18 protein-coding genes are annotated in these 17,866 nt (G+C 37.2%); all 18 read right to left on the bottom strand.

The window, feature by feature from the left end; translation table 11 throughout:
- Positions 1-172: 172 nt before the first annotated feature.
- Positions 173-1,048, bottom strand: a complete 876-nt coding sequence (gene dapA, locus ACFFIX_RS07825) for a 4-hydroxy-tetrahydrodipicolinate synthase (protein ID WP_378932252.1) — start codon at positions 1,046-1,048, stop codon at positions 173-175.
- Positions 1,049-1,143: 95 nt separating this feature from the next.
- On the bottom strand, positions 1,144-2,361 hold the full coding sequence (gene dapG / locus ACFFIX_RS07820) for an aspartate kinase (RefSeq protein WP_378932250.1): 1,218 nt from the start codon (positions 2,359-2,361) through the stop codon (positions 1,144-1,146).
- A 137-nt stretch (positions 2,362-2,498) separates the two neighbouring features.
- Positions 2,499-3,542 (bottom strand): aspartate-semialdehyde dehydrogenase, encoded by a 1,044-nt coding sequence (gene asd, locus ACFFIX_RS07815; protein WP_378932248.1) that lies wholly within the window; start codon positions 3,540-3,542, stop codon positions 2,499-2,501.
- A 164-nt stretch (positions 3,543-3,706) separates the two neighbouring features.
- Positions 3,707-4,306, bottom strand: coding sequence for a dipicolinate synthase subunit B (gene dpaB, locus ACFFIX_RS07810; protein ID WP_378932246.1), 600 nt, complete (start codon positions 4,304-4,306; stop codon positions 3,707-3,709).
- Positions 4,303-5,205 (bottom strand): dipicolinic acid synthetase subunit A, encoded by a 903-nt coding sequence (dpaA, locus tag ACFFIX_RS07805; protein ID WP_378932433.1) that lies wholly within the window; start codon positions 5,203-5,205, stop codon positions 4,303-4,305. The genes dpaB and dpaA overlap by 4 nt, the downstream gene beginning before the upstream one ends.
- 236 nt (positions 5,206-5,441) lie before the next feature.
- Entirely contained in the window at positions 5,442-5,702 is a 261-nt protein-coding gene (locus tag ACFFIX_RS07800) for a YlmC/YmxH family sporulation protein (RefSeq protein ID WP_378932244.1), read from the bottom strand.
- 155 nt (positions 5,703-5,857) lie between these two features.
- A complete protein-coding gene (locus ACFFIX_RS07795) occupies positions 5,858-7,096 on the bottom strand; it encodes a M16 family metallopeptidase (protein ID WP_378932242.1) in 1,239 nt (412 codons plus the stop codon).
- A 33-nt stretch (positions 7,097-7,129) separates the two neighbouring features.
- A complete protein-coding gene (locus tag ACFFIX_RS07790) occupies positions 7,130-8,110 on the bottom strand; it encodes a polysaccharide deacetylase family protein (protein ID WP_378932241.1) in 981 nt (326 codons plus the stop codon).
- Positions 8,111-8,302: 192 nt separating this feature from the next.
- Positions 8,303-10,420, bottom strand: coding sequence for a polyribonucleotide nucleotidyltransferase (gene pnp / locus ACFFIX_RS07785; RefSeq protein ID WP_378932239.1), 2,118 nt, complete (start codon positions 10,418-10,420; stop codon positions 8,303-8,305).
- Between the two features lie 140 nt (positions 10,421-10,560).
- The gene (rpsO, locus tag ACFFIX_RS07780; RefSeq protein WP_378932238.1) at positions 10,561-10,830 is read right to left on the bottom strand and encodes a 30S ribosomal protein S15; all 270 of its coding nucleotides are present in this window, start codon (positions 10,828-10,830) and stop codon (positions 10,561-10,563) included.
- Positions 10,831-10,958: 128 nt separating this feature from the next.
- On the bottom strand, positions 10,959-11,906 hold the full coding sequence (gene ribF, locus ACFFIX_RS07775) for a bifunctional riboflavin kinase/FAD synthetase (RefSeq protein ID WP_378932431.1): 948 nt from the start codon (positions 11,904-11,906) through the stop codon (positions 10,959-10,961).
- Between the two features lie 81 nt (positions 11,907-11,987).
- Positions 11,988-12,911: a tRNA pseudouridine(55) synthase TruB gene (gene truB, locus ACFFIX_RS07770; RefSeq protein WP_378932237.1), complete on the bottom strand. Its 924-nt coding sequence runs from the start codon at positions 12,909-12,911 to the stop codon at positions 11,988-11,990.
- Positions 12,912-12,965: 54 nt separating this feature from the next.
- The gene (nadE, locus tag ACFFIX_RS07765) at positions 12,966-13,784 is read right to left on the bottom strand and encodes an NAD(+) synthase (protein WP_378932236.1); all 819 of its coding nucleotides are present in this window, start codon (positions 13,782-13,784) and stop codon (positions 12,966-12,968) included.
- Positions 13,785-13,796: 12 nt separating this feature from the next.
- Positions 13,797-14,411: a nicotinate (nicotinamide) nucleotide adenylyltransferase gene (gene nadD / locus ACFFIX_RS07760; protein WP_378932235.1), complete on the bottom strand. Its 615-nt coding sequence runs from the start codon at positions 14,409-14,411 to the stop codon at positions 13,797-13,799.
- 21 nt (positions 14,412-14,432) lie between these two features.
- On the bottom strand, positions 14,433-15,890 hold the full coding sequence (locus ACFFIX_RS07755) for a nicotinate phosphoribosyltransferase (protein WP_378932234.1): 1,458 nt from the start codon (positions 15,888-15,890) through the stop codon (positions 14,433-14,435).
- Positions 15,891-15,968: 78 nt separating this feature from the next.
- A complete protein-coding gene (locus ACFFIX_RS07750; RefSeq protein ID WP_378932233.1) occupies positions 15,969-16,517 on the bottom strand; it encodes a cysteine hydrolase family protein in 549 nt (182 codons plus the stop codon).
- Positions 16,518-16,557: 40 nt separating this feature from the next.
- Positions 16,558-17,334: an NUDIX domain-containing protein gene (locus ACFFIX_RS07745; RefSeq protein WP_378932232.1), complete on the bottom strand. Its 777-nt coding sequence runs from the start codon at positions 17,332-17,334 to the stop codon at positions 16,558-16,560.
- A 165-nt stretch (positions 17,335-17,499) separates the two neighbouring features.
- Complete coding sequence (gene rbfA / locus ACFFIX_RS07740; protein ID WP_378932230.1) at positions 17,500-17,859, bottom strand: 30S ribosome-binding factor RbfA; 360 nt, start codon at positions 17,857-17,859, stop codon at positions 17,500-17,502.
- Positions 17,860-17,866 lie beyond the last annotated feature (7 nt).

Below are 17,866 nucleotides of genomic sequence, written 5' to 3'. Positions count from 1 at the left end.
TTAGATATATTATACATGATTAAGGAAATATAATACAAGATAATTTTCCTTAAATGCTAACTATTCACAGTTCAAAAATTATATAATTGCTGCAAACGATAAAAAAGAAGGCTACCAGAATTTGAGTAGCCTTCTTCTCTCCTTTTCATCAAACGGTTAATTAATTTAGACCTTACGTTAGCGTGTTCATTACACTCACTAAATTGGTACGTTCCTGCTCGGTTAAGGGAAGTATGGGTAAGCGAACTGGTCCTACATCGAGACCTTTTACTTGCAACGCTGTTTTGACAGGTGCCGGGTTTGGCGCTTCAAATAATTGCCTCATAATTGGTAGCAATGAACGGTGATATTCTGCTGCAGCTTGGAATTGACCATTTTCAAACGCAGAGATCATTTCCTGCATCTCTGATCCAATAATATGTGATGCTACGGATACAACACCAACTGCTCCAACTGACATTGCAGGTATTGTCAAACCGTCATCACCCGAATATAATTCGAATTCTAGAGGCGTTTTGCTAATGATTAATGACATAGCATCCAAGTCACCGCTCGCTTCTTTAATGGCAACAATGTTCGGTATCCCAGCCAACCTTACTGTAGTGTCTACAGACATATTCACCGCACTTCTTCCGGGTACATTATATAACATGACTGGGAGTTTTGTTGATTCTGCGATTGCTTTGAAGTGTTGATACATGCCTTCTTGACTCGGCTTATTGTAATACGGAGCGACTAACATAATTGCGTCTACACCAGCTTCTTCAGCCTTTTTCGTTAAAGCAATGGATGCTTTTGTATTATTTGACCCTGTCCCAGCAATTACAGGAACTCTGCCCTTTACTACTGTAACAACATATTTAAAAAGTGCAATTTTTTCTTCTGATGATAATGTTGGAGATTCACCAGTTGTGCCCGCTACAACTAATGAATCTGTGCCATGATTCAGTAAGTAGTCGATCAGCATTGATGTTTTATGAAAATCAATATTGCCATTTTTATCAAACGGTGTAACCATTGCTGTTGAAACTTTTCCAAAGTAACTCATTCAATTACACTCCTTTAGGGGCTTGTACTAGACCTTTATAGGTTAGAGGGGCAAAACATTTCTGAGTGATCCCCCCCTTGTTATTTCATTCATTATTATTTTGATAGATCAAATGCTTCATGTAAAGCATTTACTGCTTTTATCATATCATTTTCTTTTACTAACACCCATATTGTTGTATGACTGTCTGCTGATTGTAAAATCTGAATATTTTGTTCAGAAAGCGCTGTAACAATCTTCGCTGTTACACCTGGAACGCCCATTATTCCAGCACCCACTGTGGAAACTTTTGCACAGTGTCTGGTGACAATTGGGTTGTAGCCTAACTCACCTAGAATATCAACAGCTAAATCTGTGACAGTTTCCGTTACGGTGTAAATAACACTTTTCGGCGTAATATTAAAAAAATCGACACTTATTCCATTTTTGGCCATTGCCTTAAATACCTCTTGCTGGACAGTGTATTGACCTTCTTTAGCTGTTACTTTAATTTGGGTAACATTTGGAACATGGGCAATACCAGTTATGAGACGTTCGTGGACGTCACTGCCTTTGTTTGTATCATGGTGTGAACTTACCAAAGTACCCTTTGAATCAGAATAAGTAGATCTTATCCTAATAGGTATCTCTGCTTGCATCGCTATTTCGACTGCACGAGGATGAATGACCTTTGCACCTTGATAGGCAAGGTTACAAATCTCCGTATACGTAACGTTTGTGAGTGGGCGTGCATTTTCAACGATCCGAGGGTCTGCTGTCATCACTCCCTCTACATCTGTAAAAATATCAATATATTCTGCATCGAGAGCTGCACCTAAAGCAGCCGCTGAGGTGTCGCTTCCTCCTCGGCCTATCGTCGTAATATCCCCAGTCACACTTGATGCTCCTTGAAATCCAGCCACTACCACGACATCTTGTTGTGTTAGCATTTCAACTAAGCGATCACATTTCATCTCAAGAATCTTCGCGTTGGTATGATCATCGTTCGTAATAAATCCTGCTTGTCGACCATTCATTGCAACAGCTTTTAATCCTTTTTGATTTAACATACTTGTAAACACAACTGATGAGATAATTTCTCCACAAGATAAAAGCATATCTTGTTCTCTCATAGAAATCATATCTAAATTTTTATATACCAAACCTAATAACGTATCAGTAGCGTATGGTTCACCTTTTCTTCCCATAGCTGACACAACGACTACGACTTTATATCCATCTTGTAGTGCTTCAGTTATATGGTTATATGCCATGCTTCGGCCATGGTCGTCTCTTACAGATGTTCCACCGAATTTCTGAACAATAATCTTCATTCTAACACCTCTACTATAGACGTAAGAGAAGAGAGATGGGCTATAGCACCATACTCTCTTCTTAAAACCTTTATGGTGGACATGCCTTGTCAGCACCAATAACTAATTCAATTTAATTTATGATTTTCATCTAAATTTTAGACGAGTTTTAGTTTTACTAAGCTTTCTGCAATTTGTACTGAATTCCATGCAGCACCTTTTAACAGATTATCAGATACAATCCACATATGAAATCCGTTGCTTTGATCCAGGTCCTTACGAATACGTCCAACAAACACATCATTCTTTCCTACACAATACGCTGGCATTGGATAAATTTGTTGGGCAGGGTCATCCTGAAGAGTTACTCCATCAGCTTCAAGTAGCAACTGCTTCACTTGATCAGCTGTCACATTCAGTTTATCAACTTCAATATAAACTGATTCAGAATGTCCTGTTACTACTGGCAAACGAACACATGTTGCTGAGACTTGCAATTCGGGCATATGCATTATTTTTTTTGTTTCATTGATCATTTTCATTTCTTCAAATGTAAACCCATTTTCCTGGAAAGTATCAATTTGAGGAATAACATTAAATGCAATTTGATAATGCTTTTCATCATTTTTGACAGGTAGCAAACTTGGAGTGAATTCTTCTCCATTTAAGATTGCTTGAGATTGTTGCTCCAGCTCTTTAATTGCAGCTACTCCTGCTCCAGAGACTGCTTGGTATGTCGAAACAATTACTTTTTGTAAACCATAATTTTTTCGAAGTGGTTCTAATGCAACGACCATTTGAATTGTTGAACAGTTTGGATTAGCAATAATTCCTTTGTTTAATTTAAGATCTTCTTCATTTACCTCTGGTACAACTAATGGTACATTTTCATCCATTCGAAAAGCACTTGTGTTATCAATGACAATGGCTCCACGCTTAACAGCTTCAGGAGCTAATTCCCTGGATACACTTCCACCAGCACTAAACAAAGCAATTTGAACACCTTCAAAGCTTTCTGGTTTTGCAGCTTTAACTATATATTCTTCGTTTTTATAGAAGATCTTTGTTCCCGCTGAACGTTCAGAAGAAAGCAAAGTTAGTTTTGAAATAGGAAAATTACGACTTTCTAAAGTTTGGAGCATTTGTTGACCTACTGCCCCTGTTGCTCCAACGACTGCTACGTGATAACCTTTTGACTCCATAAATTTTAGGCCCCTTCCAACTTTCATCATATACGTATATTCTATCACATATGTGGCGTAAGATTTAAAAAATTTCATCTATCTTTTCATCTATTTTTAAGAATACTTCTGCACAAAAAGGGGCTTTTAAGAATCTATGATGACATTTAGGACTCTAGATAATCTTATTTTTCATCTAAGAATTTTTCAATGATAACAGGTTGGAATTGTTTGTGTTCTAGTGCAGCTTCAACTGTCTCGATTAGATTCTCCATTCGAGCAACCATTGAATTCGGTTTATTAGTTGGTGCATCTTGACCAAATGGAATGAAATAAATATTCTTTGTTGCCATTAGTCTCATTAAATTGATCCCATTTAACCCCAAAGCATCGTTTGTAGAAATCCCCAATACAACAGGATTTTGGTTTCTCAAAGTAGCCTTTGCCGCCATTAAAACGGGGGAATCAGTCATAGCGTTCGCAAATTTGCTCATTGAGTTACCTGTTAACGGAGCAATTACCATACAATCTAATGGGATTTTCGGCCCTAATGGTTCTGCTCCAACCATCGAATCAATTGCTTTATGACCTGTTAGTTCTTCTATTCTTTCAATCCAATCCTCTCCTTTGCCAAAACGAGTATTTGTCGTTTTAACAGTGTGTGTAACGACTGGCATTACATCCGCTCCAAAGTCAACAAGCTTTTTGATTTGTGGATAAACTGCGTCATATGTGCAATGTGATCCTGTTAAACCAAACCCTATTCGTTTTCCTTTAACACTCATGAAGACGACTCCTTTCGATTCGAACGCAATTCTGAAAGTAGTTGCGTGAGTACATTCGCGACGATCTGACCCGCTGTCTTAGGGGCAACAATACCTGGCAAGCCAGGTGCTAATAATGCTTTTATCCCTCTTTTTTCTGCATAACGAAAATCTGTTCCACCCGGCTTAGATGCCAAATCTACAATTAGCGTGTGTGCTGGCATTTTAGAGATTACCTTAGCTGTTACAATCTCAAATGGAATTGTATTAATACACACATCGACAGCAGAAACTTCATTTTCTAGATTATCTAGCAGAAAAGGCTCTAGACCCATTTCTGTAATTCGAGCAAGGTGGGAAGTCTTTCTTGCCCCAACCTTTACTTTAGCTCCCAATGCAGAGAACGTCCTTGCAACACTCATCCCAACTCTACCAAAACCGAGGACTGCTACGTTTGAACCGTGGATTGTCATATCAGTGTGCTGAATAACCATCATGATCGTTCCTTCAACAGTAGGAATCGAATTATAGATGGCAACATCATCTCGTTCAAACAGTTGCACTAATTTGCGTCCTGTTGTATCAACAAGTTTGTTTAAGTATGAATTTGTAATACCAGAATATATCACACAATGGGGAGGGGTACTTGCCACCATTTCTTCTGTTAACACAACCTCTTCATTTGAAAATACTGTATCAACAAGGCCCTCAAGGTTCGTTCCTGGCACAGGTAAGATAATCGCATCTAAACTACTAAATTTAACGTCAACTAATTTTGTTTTATTTACACCTGTAAACCCATGGTCTAATTGATCAAAACCGACGAGAGAAAGCTTAGCATCAAGTTCCGTTAGCTTTCGGATAACTTCTAGCTGCCGAGCATCTCCTCCAATGACAGCTATGTTTAATCCTGTTAACATGCTGTTTTTCACCTTCTTTTTTGACATGTGGTCGACTAAAGTTCGTTTTCTTTAAATAACTTACTTCAACATACTATGTAGAAATGAATATATGGGTGAATGGAAGATAAGGCAGTTGGGAAAAGTGGTTTTTAAATGGAGGTAAGCCGCTTAATAAAAAGAGTTAATTTAAAAAAGCAGAAGAGGTACTTGTTCTCCTCATCTGCCCAAGTAGTACTGTTCTGAAAAAAGTAAACTTAAGATTCAATTTTCTCAATTTGTTTATCAGGTATGTCTAAAATGATCATCTCTGTTCCTATTTTTTTAATGTGTTGCCATGGAACTCGAATTTCTTCGCCCTGTTTTCTTAGACCAAACCATTTTAGTGAGGGAATGATAAGGGAGGTAATTTGGCCAGTTTGCTCATTAATTTCTAAGTCTGTTTGTCCCAGAACTCCTAGTCGTTCTGCTCTTTTTACATCAACAATTTCTTTTCCACTAAGTTCGCTTAATCTCATGTTCATTCCTCCTTTTGCACCTATCTTCTATCTTATCGTTTAGGTGTACAAAAAAATGCCTACAATTGTAGGCATTCTTACTTTTTATAGTGGGTAATAGAGAATAACCTTTTTATCCGAGATGGCGTTTTTGCATCCAGAACCCAGTGCTTTTGTTATACTAATTTCTCTGGAAGATTTTCGTCTGGACTAATTACTGCAACTGCATAGTTATCTGTAAATATTTCTTTTGCAAGTGTGTTTACACTTACCTCACTTACTTCATTTACCTTTTCAATAATCGAATCAAGCGTTCGGTGTCGTCCTAGTAATAGCTCATTTTTGCCGTTACGACTCATTCGACTATTGGTGCTTTCTAAGCTAAGCATTAAGTTCCCTTTAATTTGTTCCTTACTATTGGTCAATTCTTTTGTAGTAATTCCCTCACCTTTTAGTTTAGCTAATGTTTCTTGAATCGTCTCAAATAAAACATTTAACTGCTTACTACCTGTTCCACCATAAACGGTTAACATTCCATTATCTTCATAAGAGGAATGGTATGAAAAAACAGAATAAGCGAGCCCTTTTTGCTCTCTAACATCCTGGAACAACCTGCTGCTCATACTACCTCCGAGTACATTGTTCAACACAATTAAACTATAGATATCTTTATGACCAACTTCTAATCCATTGAAACCAATGCAGAGATGGGCTTGTTCAGTATCCTTTTTTCGAGACAGTTTTTTATCATAGAATGAAGGTTTTTCATATTTTTCTTGTTTATATGCTGTTTCATAGGAGCCGAAAAGCTTCTCTACCTCTGATATAAAGCTTTCTGATACATTACCAGCCACAGAAATAACAACATTGCTTGGTGTATAGTTTCTTTCCATATATTCGCGTAATGTATTACCATTAAACGAATTTAGCGTTTCCTCTGTACCTAATATTGGGTAACCAAGTGGATGATCTCCGTATGTAGCCTTACTCAATAAATCATGAACAATATCATCTGGTGTATCTTCGTACATCTTAATTTCTTCATACACAACATTTTTCTCTTTTTTTAGTTCGTCTTCATCAAACGTCGAATGAAAAAACATGTCCGATAATACATCCAAAGCGTAACTTGCATGGTCATCAAGTACTTTTGCATAATAACATGTGTATTCTTTAGAAGTGAATGCGTTAACTTGCCCACCAATACTATCAAATGATTCTGCAATCTCTCTTGCAGATCTTGTTTTTGTCCCTTTGAAGAACATATGTTCTAAAAAGTGAGAAACGCCATTATTTTGTTGATCCTCGTTACGAGAGCCAGTACCAATCCATACCCCTATCGCAACCGATCTTACCGTTGATATATTTTCTAGTACAATTCTTACCCCATTTTGACACGTATACTTTTTGATCAATTCTGTTCCTCCTATCTGATGCTATCATTCCATTCACTTCACTTTTACCTTACGATTTACTATGACTCTTTCTTCATCTAGCATCATTGTTACAGATCCAAATGAATAACCACTTTTTTTTATGGACAAAATTAACGTTTCTAGGCTATCTGCTGTTGACGATGTAGGATGCATCAAAATCATAGCACCATTATGGACTTTTTTCATAACACGTTCAACCAAGACATGTGGTTCTGGTTTTTGCCAATCAATCGTATCAACACTCCACATAATTGTGCCCATTTCCATCTCATCTGCAATATCAACCACTTCTTCTCTATAGCTGCCACTAGGTGGGGCAAACCAAGTAGATGTTTGGTCTGTTGTTGCCTTAATTACTTCATTTGTTTTTACTAGTTGCTCTCGAATGCTAGCAGTTGGGAGTTTGCTCATATCAGGATGGGTATAGGAGTGATTTCCAACTTCGTGTCCAGCATCTACAATCATTTTTGCGATTTCAGAATTTTCCTTTACCCATCTACCTTCTAAGAAAAAAGTTGCTTTTACGTGATGCTTTTTCAAGGTATTAAGCATATCTGGTATGTATTCATTCCCCCATGCAACATTGATGATAAAAGAAACCATCGGCTTGTCTGGGTGGCCCCGATAAATTGGCTCAGCAGGTAAGTCAGCTAAATGAACTTTAGGCTTCACTTGTCTGAAAACAAGGAGGTTTTCAGCAAACTCTCCCTTTTTTTGCATGTTTTTATATGATTCATCCACATCGACTTCAAGACCATTATATCCAGGTATGGCCTTCCACACTTTATCTACATGAGCATCTTGAGCAGGAATTGTGAACTCAGTCGATTTTTCGATAATCTCTTGATATAGGGTATCCTGGTAATTCGCAACCGTAACAGCCGATTGTTTAACTTGATCAACATATGAAGATGTAAACGGGTTTTGAATCGACCCTATACTAATCGTTAAAACAACGAGAAAACCTGCAAGATGTAGAATTTTCCTTTGCATATATAATTCCCCCTTTTTACTAAAAAATATGTAAAAAAGGGACAAGGTAGAACTAATGCGAGAGTTAAGATTCAGTTAGTATGTAATTAGACAAAAGCGCAAGCGCATTGAACAGCCTTAGGCACTAAGTCTGAAATTTATATAAATTATGATGTTACTAAAAAAGAAGCCAGGTTCCCCAGGCTCCGTTTTTTATGAATTTTGCTCTTCTTTTTCTTTCTGCTCTTTTAAAACAGCTTTTCTAGATAAATTCACTCGACCTTGTTTATCTATTTCAGTAACTTTAACGAGAATTTCATCACCTAATGATAAAACATCTTCTACTTTACCAACACGTTCCTCTGCAAGCTCTGAAATGTGGACTAGTCCATCTTTGCCACTGAAGACTTCTACGAAAGCACCAAATTTTTCAATGCGTTTTACTTTTCCTAAGTACAATTGGCCTACTTGCACCTCACGTACTAAATCTTCAATAATTTTCTTCGCTTTTTGGTTCATATCGGAATGAATCGAAGAAATAAAGACTGTTCCATCTTGTTCAATATCGATTTTAACGCCTGTTTCTTCAATAATCTTATTAATTTGTTTTCCGCTAGGTCCAATGACATCACGAATTTTATCAGGATTGATACTCATAGTTAAGATCTTTGGTGCATACTGAGATAATTCAGTTTTCGGTTCTGATAGCGTAGCTAACATTGATTTTAAGATTTCCATACGACCTTTTTTCGCTTGAAGAAGAGCTTCTTCTAAAATTTCACGTGAAAGACCATCAATCTTAATATCCATTTGCAATGCTGTTACACCATTTGCAGTACCTGCAACTTTAAAGTCCATATCCCCGAGTGCATCTTCCATTCCCTGAATATCAGTTAAAACAGAATAATGTTCTCCAGATTTTACAAGACCCATTGCAATTCCAGCTACAGGAGCCTTAATCGGAACACCCGCATCCATCATCGCGAGCGTACTTGCACAAATACTTGCTTGTGAGGTGGATCCGTTTGATTCAAGTACTTCTGATACCAATCGAACTGTATATGGAAAATCTTTTTCAGAAGGAAGAACGGGTTCAAGCGCTCTCTCACCTAATGCTCCATGTCCAATTTCACGACGTCCTGGTCCTCTAATGGGGCCAGTCTCCCCAACACTGAATTGTGGGAAGTTATAATGATGCATAAAACGCTTCGATTCTTCAATACCTATGCCATCTAAGATTTGAACATCCCCTAATGCACCTAGAGTACAAATACTAAGCGCTTGAGTTTGTCCTCGTGTAAATAAACCTGATCCATGTGTACGCGGTAAAAAGTCTACTTCCGAAGACAATGGACGAATTTCATCTGGTTTGCGTCCATCTGGACGAATTTTCTCTTCAGTAATTAAACGGCGAACTTCCGCTTTAACAAGTTTCGAGAGGATCTGTTTTACTTGCTTTAACTTTTTATCGTCCGCTTCTTGCTCTTCATATTTCGCAATAACTGCTTTTTTTACTTCTGTAATTGCAGCTTCTCTTGCATGCTTCTCTTGAACTTGAATTGCTTGAAGCAAGTCTTTCTCAGCAAATTCACGAATTTCTTGTACTAGTTCAACATCAAGCTCAAACAGTTCAATCGTACGCTTTTCTTTACCTACTTGACTAATAATTTCTTCTTGGAATGAAATTAATCGCTTAATTTCATTGTGACCAAACATAATTGCTTCTAACATTGTTTCTTCAGGTACTTCATCAGCGCCAGCCTCAACCATGTTAATTGCATCTTTAGTTCCCGCTACGACAAGATGGATATCACTTTCGTCTTGTTGACTAACTGTTGGATTTATAACAAATTCATTATTAATACGTCCTACAGTGACACCTGCAATAGGACCTTCGAAAGGGATATCTGAAACACATAGAGCTAATGATGAACCGAACATAGCAGCCATCTCAGAAGAACAGTTTTGATCTACGCTCATTACAATACTGATTACTTGAACTTCATTACGAAATCCATCAGCAAATAACGGTCTTATTGGTCGATCAATTAGACGACTAGCAAGAATGGCCTTCTCACTTGGTCTACCCTCTCTTTTAATAAAGCCTCCAGGGATTTTACCCACAGCGTAAAGTCGCTCTTCATAATTAACTGTTAACGGGAAAAAGTCTAATGGTTTTGCTTCCTTTGAAGCTGTAGCAGCACTTAATACAGCAGTATCTCCATAACGAACCATAACGGAGCCGTTTGCTTGTTTTGCAAGCTGTCCAACTTCAACTGTTAGCTGTCTTCCAGCCCAGTCTATGGAGAAGGTTTGTTTATTTTGTCCCATATACGTAAAACTCCTCTCTTATCTAATATGTAAAATGGATGTTATGTATTAGTATGAACTAGTATGAACTAATTAATATCAATAGATATGTACATTTTTAAATACACTAAAAAAGCGGGAATTCTCCCGCTTTCTTAAGATTATCGACGTAAACCAAGCTTGTTGATTAGATCGCGATAACGTGTTACGTCTTTATTACGTAGGTAAGTTAATAAGTTACGACGTCTACCTACCATTTTCAAAAGACCTCTACGTGAGTGGTGATCTTTTTTGTGAACGCGTAAATGTTCGTTTAAACTATTAATGTCCTCTGTAAGGATAGCGACTTGAACTTCTGGAGATCCAGTATCCGCTTCATGCGTTTTGTAGCTAGCGATTAGTTCGTTTTTACGTTCTTGAGTGATTGCCATCCTGTTCACCTCCTTCGTGTTAACAGCCCCAATTACCGAGCAAGCGTTGGTGAATCGCATTGCCAAGCAATGGTTATAAAGTTACATGTATTAGAATACTATTTTTTTTCTTTAAAAGCAAGTAATTATCAGCTGTTGGTTAAAAAGAATTCTATTGCTGCAGCTTTATCCAGACCTATTTGCTTCACAAGTTCTTCAACGCTAGTAAACTTTTGCTCGCTTCGAATTCTTTTATACCAAGAAATTCTTACATTTTGCTCATAAACTTGTTCATCAAAATTAAAAATATGTACCTCAATAGACGGTCTATCTGCCTTTATATCCTTAAAGGTTGGCTTATATCCGATATTGCACACACCTTCGAATTCCTTTTCATCCAGTGCAATTTTCACAGCATAAACACCTGTTGGGGGTAGAATATATGAATCTGTTAAGTCAATATTTGCAGTAGGAAAGCCAATTGTCCGACCACGTTTATCTCCGTGTATCACTGTTCCAGTTACATTATGTGGTCTACCTAGCAAGGTTTGTGCATAATGAACATCCCCACTTCTTAACACTTCCCTAATAAGAGTTGAACTAATTTTCCGGTCATGATCTGTTTGTTTCTCAACGGTTGATTGAGTAAACTCACCTCTTGAATGAAAAGGTAAGGTCTCCATCGTTCCTTTGCCTAAACGACCATATGAGAAATCAAATCCCGCAACAACATGTTTTGCATGCAGTCCAATTATGTAAGAGTCAACAAACTGCTGAGGTAGTAAAGCAGCAAATTCTTCAGTGAATTCGACGACAAACAGAATATCGATTTCCATCTGTTCTATGATGCGTATTTTCTCTTCGAGTGGTGTGATGTATTCGACATGCTGAATATCTTTTCTCAATACAACAGATGGGTGTGGATCAAATGTCATCACTGCACTTTTCGATCCTTTGTCAATTGCTATTTCCTTCGCCTTGTTGATAACATGCTGGTGACCTTTGTGCACACCATCAAAGTATCCTAACGCTAAAACGATTTCTTGGGTTTTCTCACTCGTATAAGTATGTGGATGAGAAAGCTTAATGATTTTCACGGGCAACTTCACCTTTTTCTTCATACAAGTCTTCTCTGGTGACTCGTTCTTAATCTCTTTTCCTTATAAACAGAACGATTGTTAATTTTGTTTATTTATTAATACCTTGGTAGGCTTCATTACATGCTGTTTTACTGGATGTTTTGTGTAAATAGCTAAACATACAGAATCTTCATTGTATAAAACAATTGGAGCGCCTACCTCAAGGTGTTCAAACTCACTCGGTAAAGGAAGAACTGAACCATTCTCGACTTTCTCTGCTAGCGTATCATGGATAATTAGTTTCGGCAAATCTTTTAAAGCACTCCCAATTGAAATGAGTTGCCCTTCTAATGTACCATGTTCAAGATGCTGTTCAATTTCTTCAAACGTTAAGCATTGATCAAGGTGGAAGGATCCAGATTTAGTTCGAATTAGATAAGACATATGAGCGGGAAACCCTAATTTTTCACCAATCATGACAGCTAGAGTTCGGATGTACGTCCCTTTAGAGCAGGTTGTTCTAAATTTAAATTTTACCGTTTCATCTGAAGTTGTTACATCAGATAATAAGGTAAGTTCGTGAATGCTTATTTTCCTAGACGGCCTCTCCATTACAATTCCAGCTCGAGCATATTCATATAGTTTTTTTCCGTTAATTTTCACTGCCGAATACATCGGAGGGACTTGTTCTATTTCTCCTCTTAATGAATCGAAGACAGATTCAATTTCATCGAGTGTGATTATTCTGTCCACAGCTTTTTTCTCAACGATGTCTCCAGAAGCATCTTCGGTTGTTGTTGAAAAGCCGATCGTCACCTCTGCTTCATACGTTTTTGTTTCAGCAGTTAAATATTCAACAATCTTTGTTGCTCTCCCGAGGCAAATTGGTAACACTCCTGTTACATCGGGGTCTAAAGTTCCAGTGTGACCTACCTTTTTAGTTTTAGCGAGTCTTCGTAGTTTCGCAACACAATCATGTGAAGTCATGCCAACTGGTTTATTTAATAAAAGAACACCTTCCATCCAAAAAAACCTCCACTGTTATATGCGACAGGACGTCGCGTTTTTGGTATTGTATTATTTCCACCAATTATCATACATAGTACTTGGCAGGTTTCGCTTGTGCTGTGTTGCTGCGTAACGTGCATCGATTTTAAGAGCTACTTCTTTTGATACTTGTTTTCCTTCTAAATAATCATCTAGTTCATCATAAGAAATTCCTAACTCTGTTTCATCTGCTTGGAGTGGTTTATTGTCAAGAAGGTCGGCAGTAGGAATTTTTTTATAAAGCTGTTCAGGCGCACTAAGTGCGATCAATAATTGTCGACCTTGGCGTTTAGATAAACCACTTAAAGGGAGTATATCTGCACCGCCGTCTCCATATTTAGTGAAGAACCCGGTTACTGCCTCGGCAGCATGGTCAGTTCCAATGACTAATGAATTTCTTTCCCCACTTACAGCATATTGAGCAATCATACGTGTTCTGGCTTTTACATTCCCTTTGTTAAAGTCACTTAAAGTATTTTGAGTTGTAAGTTTATAGGCATTCGTAAACTCATCTACTGTTGATGCAATATCAAAAATTAGCGAATCATCAGGGTTAATAAATTCAAGTGCTAACCTGGCATCCTTTTCATCGGCTTGCGTGTTATAAGGTAAACGAATGGATGTAAACGACGCATCAAATCCATCTTGCCTTAATTCTTCTACAGCTAATTGTGCTAATTTACCTGCTAGTGTTGAATCTTGCCCACCACTAATTCCTAAAACGTAACCTTTTGCTTTCGATTTAATCAAGTACTCTTTTAGAAAATCAATTCTATAACGAATTTCTTCTTCAGAATTGATCGTAGGTTTTACTTGTAGTTCGCGGATAATTTGCTGTTGTAAAGACATTGAATTTCCCTCCTAAATATATAATGAGTGTTTTTTAATATACTGATAACAATTTCCCGGAAGAAGGTACCTTGGTTCCCCACCTAGTGCGAATTCTTCCCTTATATAAGATGAACTAATCTCCATTGCCAACCCTTTGTCGAGTAAATGAAACGTCAGACCATCATCGTTATTACGAAGAACGGGTGATTTGCTAATTGCTTTCAGCATATCAATCCCATCACGAGCCATTACAATAAATTTATTTTCCTGAACGAGAAGGTCAGCATGTCCCCACTTCCCCTCGCCGATGTCTACTAAAAGATCTGCACCCATAATAAAATAAATTTCATCGTCCTTATATTTCTTCTTAAAATGTTTTAATGTTTCATATGTCGTAATCTGCCACGCTTCTTGGTTCATTTCATAATTATCAGCAATAAATTTATCATTACCATGTATTGCAAGCTGAACCATATTCCAACGATGTTCATCTTCTGTTTTCATTCGTTTATCTTTCCGTTTGTTTGAGCAAGGTAAGAAGATGACTTTATCTAAATTACTTCGATGTGCGACCGTACTTGCAGTCCATAAATGTACATTTGTAATAGGATCAAAAGAAGATCCATAGATTCCGATTTTAGCCACTGAGTAGACCCCCTTTGTTATTCACTTTGACAACTTTTTTTGAACTTCTGAAATATTTTTCATTTTGTTGTCCCAACAAGCTTGGCTTAGGTCTACTGGGTATTCTTCTGGCATCAAAGAGCGTTTGTATTCTTCCCAAAGCAATTCTAAATTCTCCTTTACGTAGCCTTGAATTTCTTGAAGAGATGGAGATTTATAAACAAGGACTCCATCTTCAAATATGGGATGATGAAGCTCTCTTGCTTCAAAGTTTGTTATAAATTTGCTTATAAAAACATGAACAGGATGGAACATCTTTAACCGTTCTTCGGCTTGTGGATTTTCATTATCAAGAGCAATATAATCGCCTTCTGATTTATTGTTCATTTTGTTAATAATTCGATAGACTCTTTTTAGTCCTGGAGTCGATACTTTTTCAGGATTACCACTGATTTTTATTGTATCTACCATATTACCCTTTTCATCTTCTATAGAAACCAGCTTATATACAGCACCTAATGCTGGTTGATCAAAAGCTGTAATGAGCTTAGTCCCAATGCCCCAAGTATCTATTTTTGCTCCTTGAGATTTTAAATTGATAATTGTATCCTCATCCAAATCATTGGACGCAATAATTTTTGTATCTTTAAAACCGGCTTGATCTAACAATTTCCTAGCTTCTTTAGACAAATAAGCTAGATCTCCACTATCTAGACGAATTCCTTTGAAATTAATTTTATCTCCTAGTTCTTTTGCTACTTTAATTGCGTTGGGAACTCCTGATTTTAGTGTATCGTAAGTATCAACAAGGAATACACAGTCTTTATGTCTTTTGGCATATTTATGGAATGCAATATATTCGTCACGATATGCTTGTATCATTGCATGGGCATGTGTGCCTGCAACTGGGATACCGAACATCTTCCCTGCTCTGACATTAGAAGTGGCATCGAAACCGCCAATATAAGCTGATCTCGTTCCCCAAATTGCAGCGTCCATTTCTTGAGCTCGACGAGTTCCCATCTCCAACGCCACTTGATCTCCGATTATTTGTTTTATACGAGTAGCTTTAGTTGCAATCAGAGTTTGATAATTTACAATGTTCAAAATAGCTGTTTCAATTAATTGAGCTTCTAAAAGAGGTGCTTCAATTCGTAGAATCGGCTCATTAGAAAAAACTAATTCTCCTTCTTTCATCGAACGAACTGTACCAGTGAACTTAACATCCTTAAGATAGTCTAAAAAATCTTCTTTAAATTTAAGCTCATCACGCAAATAGGCAATATCACTTTCAGTAAACGTATAGTTTTGAAGATATTCTATCACTTTTTCTAAACCCGCAAATACCCCATAGCCATTTCCAAAAGGGAGTTTGCGAAAAAAAACTTCAAAAACAGCTTTTCTGTTATGAATTCCATCTTCCCAGTACGTTTCTGCCATATTTAGTTGATAAAAATCTGTATGAAGAACTAAACTGTCATCATTATATTTTAGCTGCATGATTGTTACCTCCAGTGTTTGAAGCTAGACTATTTTTGTGCTTTTTATTATTTATTTTTACTATTGTTAGATCTTCATTTAAACGACATCTGCCCCAAGAGAGTTTTTAAAATGCTTAAGTGCCCATTGATGGCCTTCTTGATTAAAACTTGCAACCGCAGCTTTGTGTACGACAATTTTAAAGCCTTTATTATATGCATCAACACAAGTATGAAGGCAGCAAATATCTGTTGCAACCCCGACAATGTGCAGCTCTGTAATCTCTCGCTCCCTCAGTTTTATCTCTAAATTCGTGCCGGCGAAAGCAGAATACCTTGTTTTATCTAACCAATACACATGATCCGATTCTTTGTTATTCTCATAAACATCATCTAATTCACCATAAAGCTTTCTTCCAATCGTGCCTTCAATATTATGTGGGGGATATAGGGTAGTTTCGGGGTGACGGTCATCTCCTGTTTCATGAAAATCAATTGCAAATACGACAAAATCACCGTTTGTGATAAATTCCTTTGTAAGTGAAACAATTTCAGGTTGTATGTCTTGACCTGGCTTTCCACAGGTGAGAACACCTTTCTCAGCAACAAAATCATTTGTGTAATCGATATTGATTAAAGCTTTTTTCATCTTCCTACCTCCTTAATTTTGTGAGTTTTTCAGATAAAAGCTAATAGCTTCCGGTATATATCGGTTTAATAACATTCACATCAATGAACTGATAGAGCTGTGTAGGAGTCTTTGATGTTCTTTGTGTTTTGGATCCTTCGACCATTTTAATAAATGGAAGTGTCTTTATTTTTCTTGAAAATGCTTGGTCGCTAGCAATGGATGGGTTATCTGTGATGGTCAACAATACGGCTTGAAGCTCAGAATACGTAAATTGCTCTGGCAGGAAGTTTTTTGCTACAGTTGTTTGTAATAAGTCGTTAGTAATCACATGAATTGCATCGGTGATAATCTCGAAGTGATCAAAGGCTAAGTCTAGTTGAAGTGCTTCATTGAGTGAAAATAGTCTAACTTCGGCGGCATCATCGTTAGCTTTTCTCATCGTTAATGTGTGTTCAGGAACAATTGCATAATGTCCATTGGTTATAATCCATCCTCGTGGATCTCTACCTGGTTTGTCATATACCCCGAATTGTTTAATATGAATGCCATTTACTCCAGTTTCTTCTTCAAGTTCACGTTTAGCGGCTTCAAAAGCAGCTTCATCTTCTTGTACGAAACCACCAGGTAGCGCCCATTTTCCGGCTTCTATATTAAGTTGATTCTCAGCATTTAGCTCAGAGCGTTTAATGAGCATAATCATCAGTTTCATCTTTGGTGGTTTGTACTCAGCTACTCGCTCAGATACAATCGTGAAAACAGCAATGTCAGCAGTATACCCATCAGGTGTACGAAATTTTTTACTATCGTATTGTTTTAATGCTTCTTTATTTGACATTGGGTTTTCCTCCTTTAGGAAAGAATGAGCGTTCATATAAATTAACAATATGTTAATTGTTAATTGTATTATATTCCTATTTTTTTAAAAAGTCCATAGTTATCATTAAAACTTTTGGAAATAAAAAAAGGATAGACATGGTGTCTACCCCTCACTAAGATGATATTACTCTTCTTCATTTTTCGTTTCTTGATTGATCTCATGAATTAATGTTTGAATTCGATTGCCATAAATAATGGAATCATCAAATTCGAATTGAATTTCAGGCGTTTTTCTTAAGCGAATTCGTCTACCAATTTCTGAGCGAATAAAGCCTTTTGCTTTTGCCAAGCCTTTAAGTGTATTTTCTCTCTGTTCGTCATCTCCTAGAACAGAAATAAATACCTTTGCAATTTGCAAATCACCAGATACACTTACATCCGTAACTGTTACGAAGCCGATGCGAGGATCCTTAATTTTCCGACCAATAATTTCGCTTAATTCTTTCTTCATTTGTTCACCGACACGGTTAGCTCTTAAGCTCATGTCCTCA

Origin of the sequence: Metabacillus herbersteinensis, assembly GCF_042433335.1 — a bacterium.
In the GTDB taxonomy this organism is placed as follows: domain Bacteria; phylum Bacillota; class Bacilli; order Bacillales; family Bacillaceae; genus Metabacillus; species Metabacillus herbersteinensis.
Note: the sequence above shows the minus strand (reverse complement) of the source record. Positions and strands in the feature narration are given on the sequence as shown.

Bases quoted from the DNA above. Each gene is read 5' to 3' on its own strand.
- pnp (WP_378932239.1), bottom strand. From the start codon at position 10,420: ATGGGACAAAATAAACAAACCTTCTCCATAGACTGGGCTGGAAGACAG.
- dpaB (WP_378932246.1), bottom strand. From the start codon at position 4,306: ATGAGTGTTAAAGGAAAACGAATAGGGTTTGGTTTAACAGGATCACAT.
- nadE (WP_378932236.1), bottom strand. From the start codon at position 13,784: ATGTCTTTACAACAGCAAATTATCCGCGAACTACAAGTAAAACCTACG.
- asd (WP_378932248.1), bottom strand. From the start codon at position 3,542: ATGGAGTCAAAAGGTTATCACGTAGCAGTCGTTGGAGCAACAGGGGCA.
- truB (WP_378932237.1), bottom strand. From the start codon at position 12,911: ATGGAAGGTGTTCTTTTATTAAATAAACCAGTTGGCATGACTTCACAT.
- ACFFIX_RS07800 (WP_378932244.1), bottom strand. From the start codon at position 5,702: ATGAGATTAAGCGAACTTAGTGGAAAAGAAATTGTTGATGTAAAAAGA.
- ACFFIX_RS07750 (WP_378932233.1), bottom strand. From the start codon at position 16,517: ATGAAAAAAGCTTTAATCAATATCGATTACACAAATGATTTTGTTGCT.
- dpaA (WP_378932433.1), bottom strand. From the start codon at position 5,205: ATGTTAACAGGATTAAACATAGCTGTCATTGGAGGAGATGCTCGGCAG.
- ACFFIX_RS07755 (WP_378932234.1), bottom strand. From the start codon at position 15,890: ATGCAGCTAAAATATAATGATGACAGTTTAGTTCTTCATACAGATTTT.
- dapG (WP_378932250.1), bottom strand. From the start codon at position 2,361: ATGAAGATTATTGTTCAGAAATTCGGTGGAACATCTGTAAGAGACGAC.
- rbfA (WP_378932230.1), bottom strand. From the start codon at position 17,859: ATGAGCTTAAGAGCTAACCGTGTCGGTGAACAAATGAAGAAAGAATTA.
- rpsO (WP_378932238.1), bottom strand. From the start codon at position 10,830: ATGGCAATCACTCAAGAACGTAAAAACGAACTAATCGCTAGCTACAAA.
- ACFFIX_RS07790 (WP_378932241.1), bottom strand. From the start codon at position 8,110: ATGCAAAGGAAAATTCTACATCTTGCAGGTTTTCTCGTTGTTTTAACG.
- dapA (WP_378932252.1), bottom strand. From the start codon at position 1,048: ATGAGTTACTTTGGAAAAGTTTCAACAGCAATGGTTACACCGTTTGAT.
- ACFFIX_RS07745 (WP_378932232.1), bottom strand. From the start codon at position 17,334: ATGTCAAATAAAGAAGCATTAAAACAATACGATAGTAAAAAATTTCGT.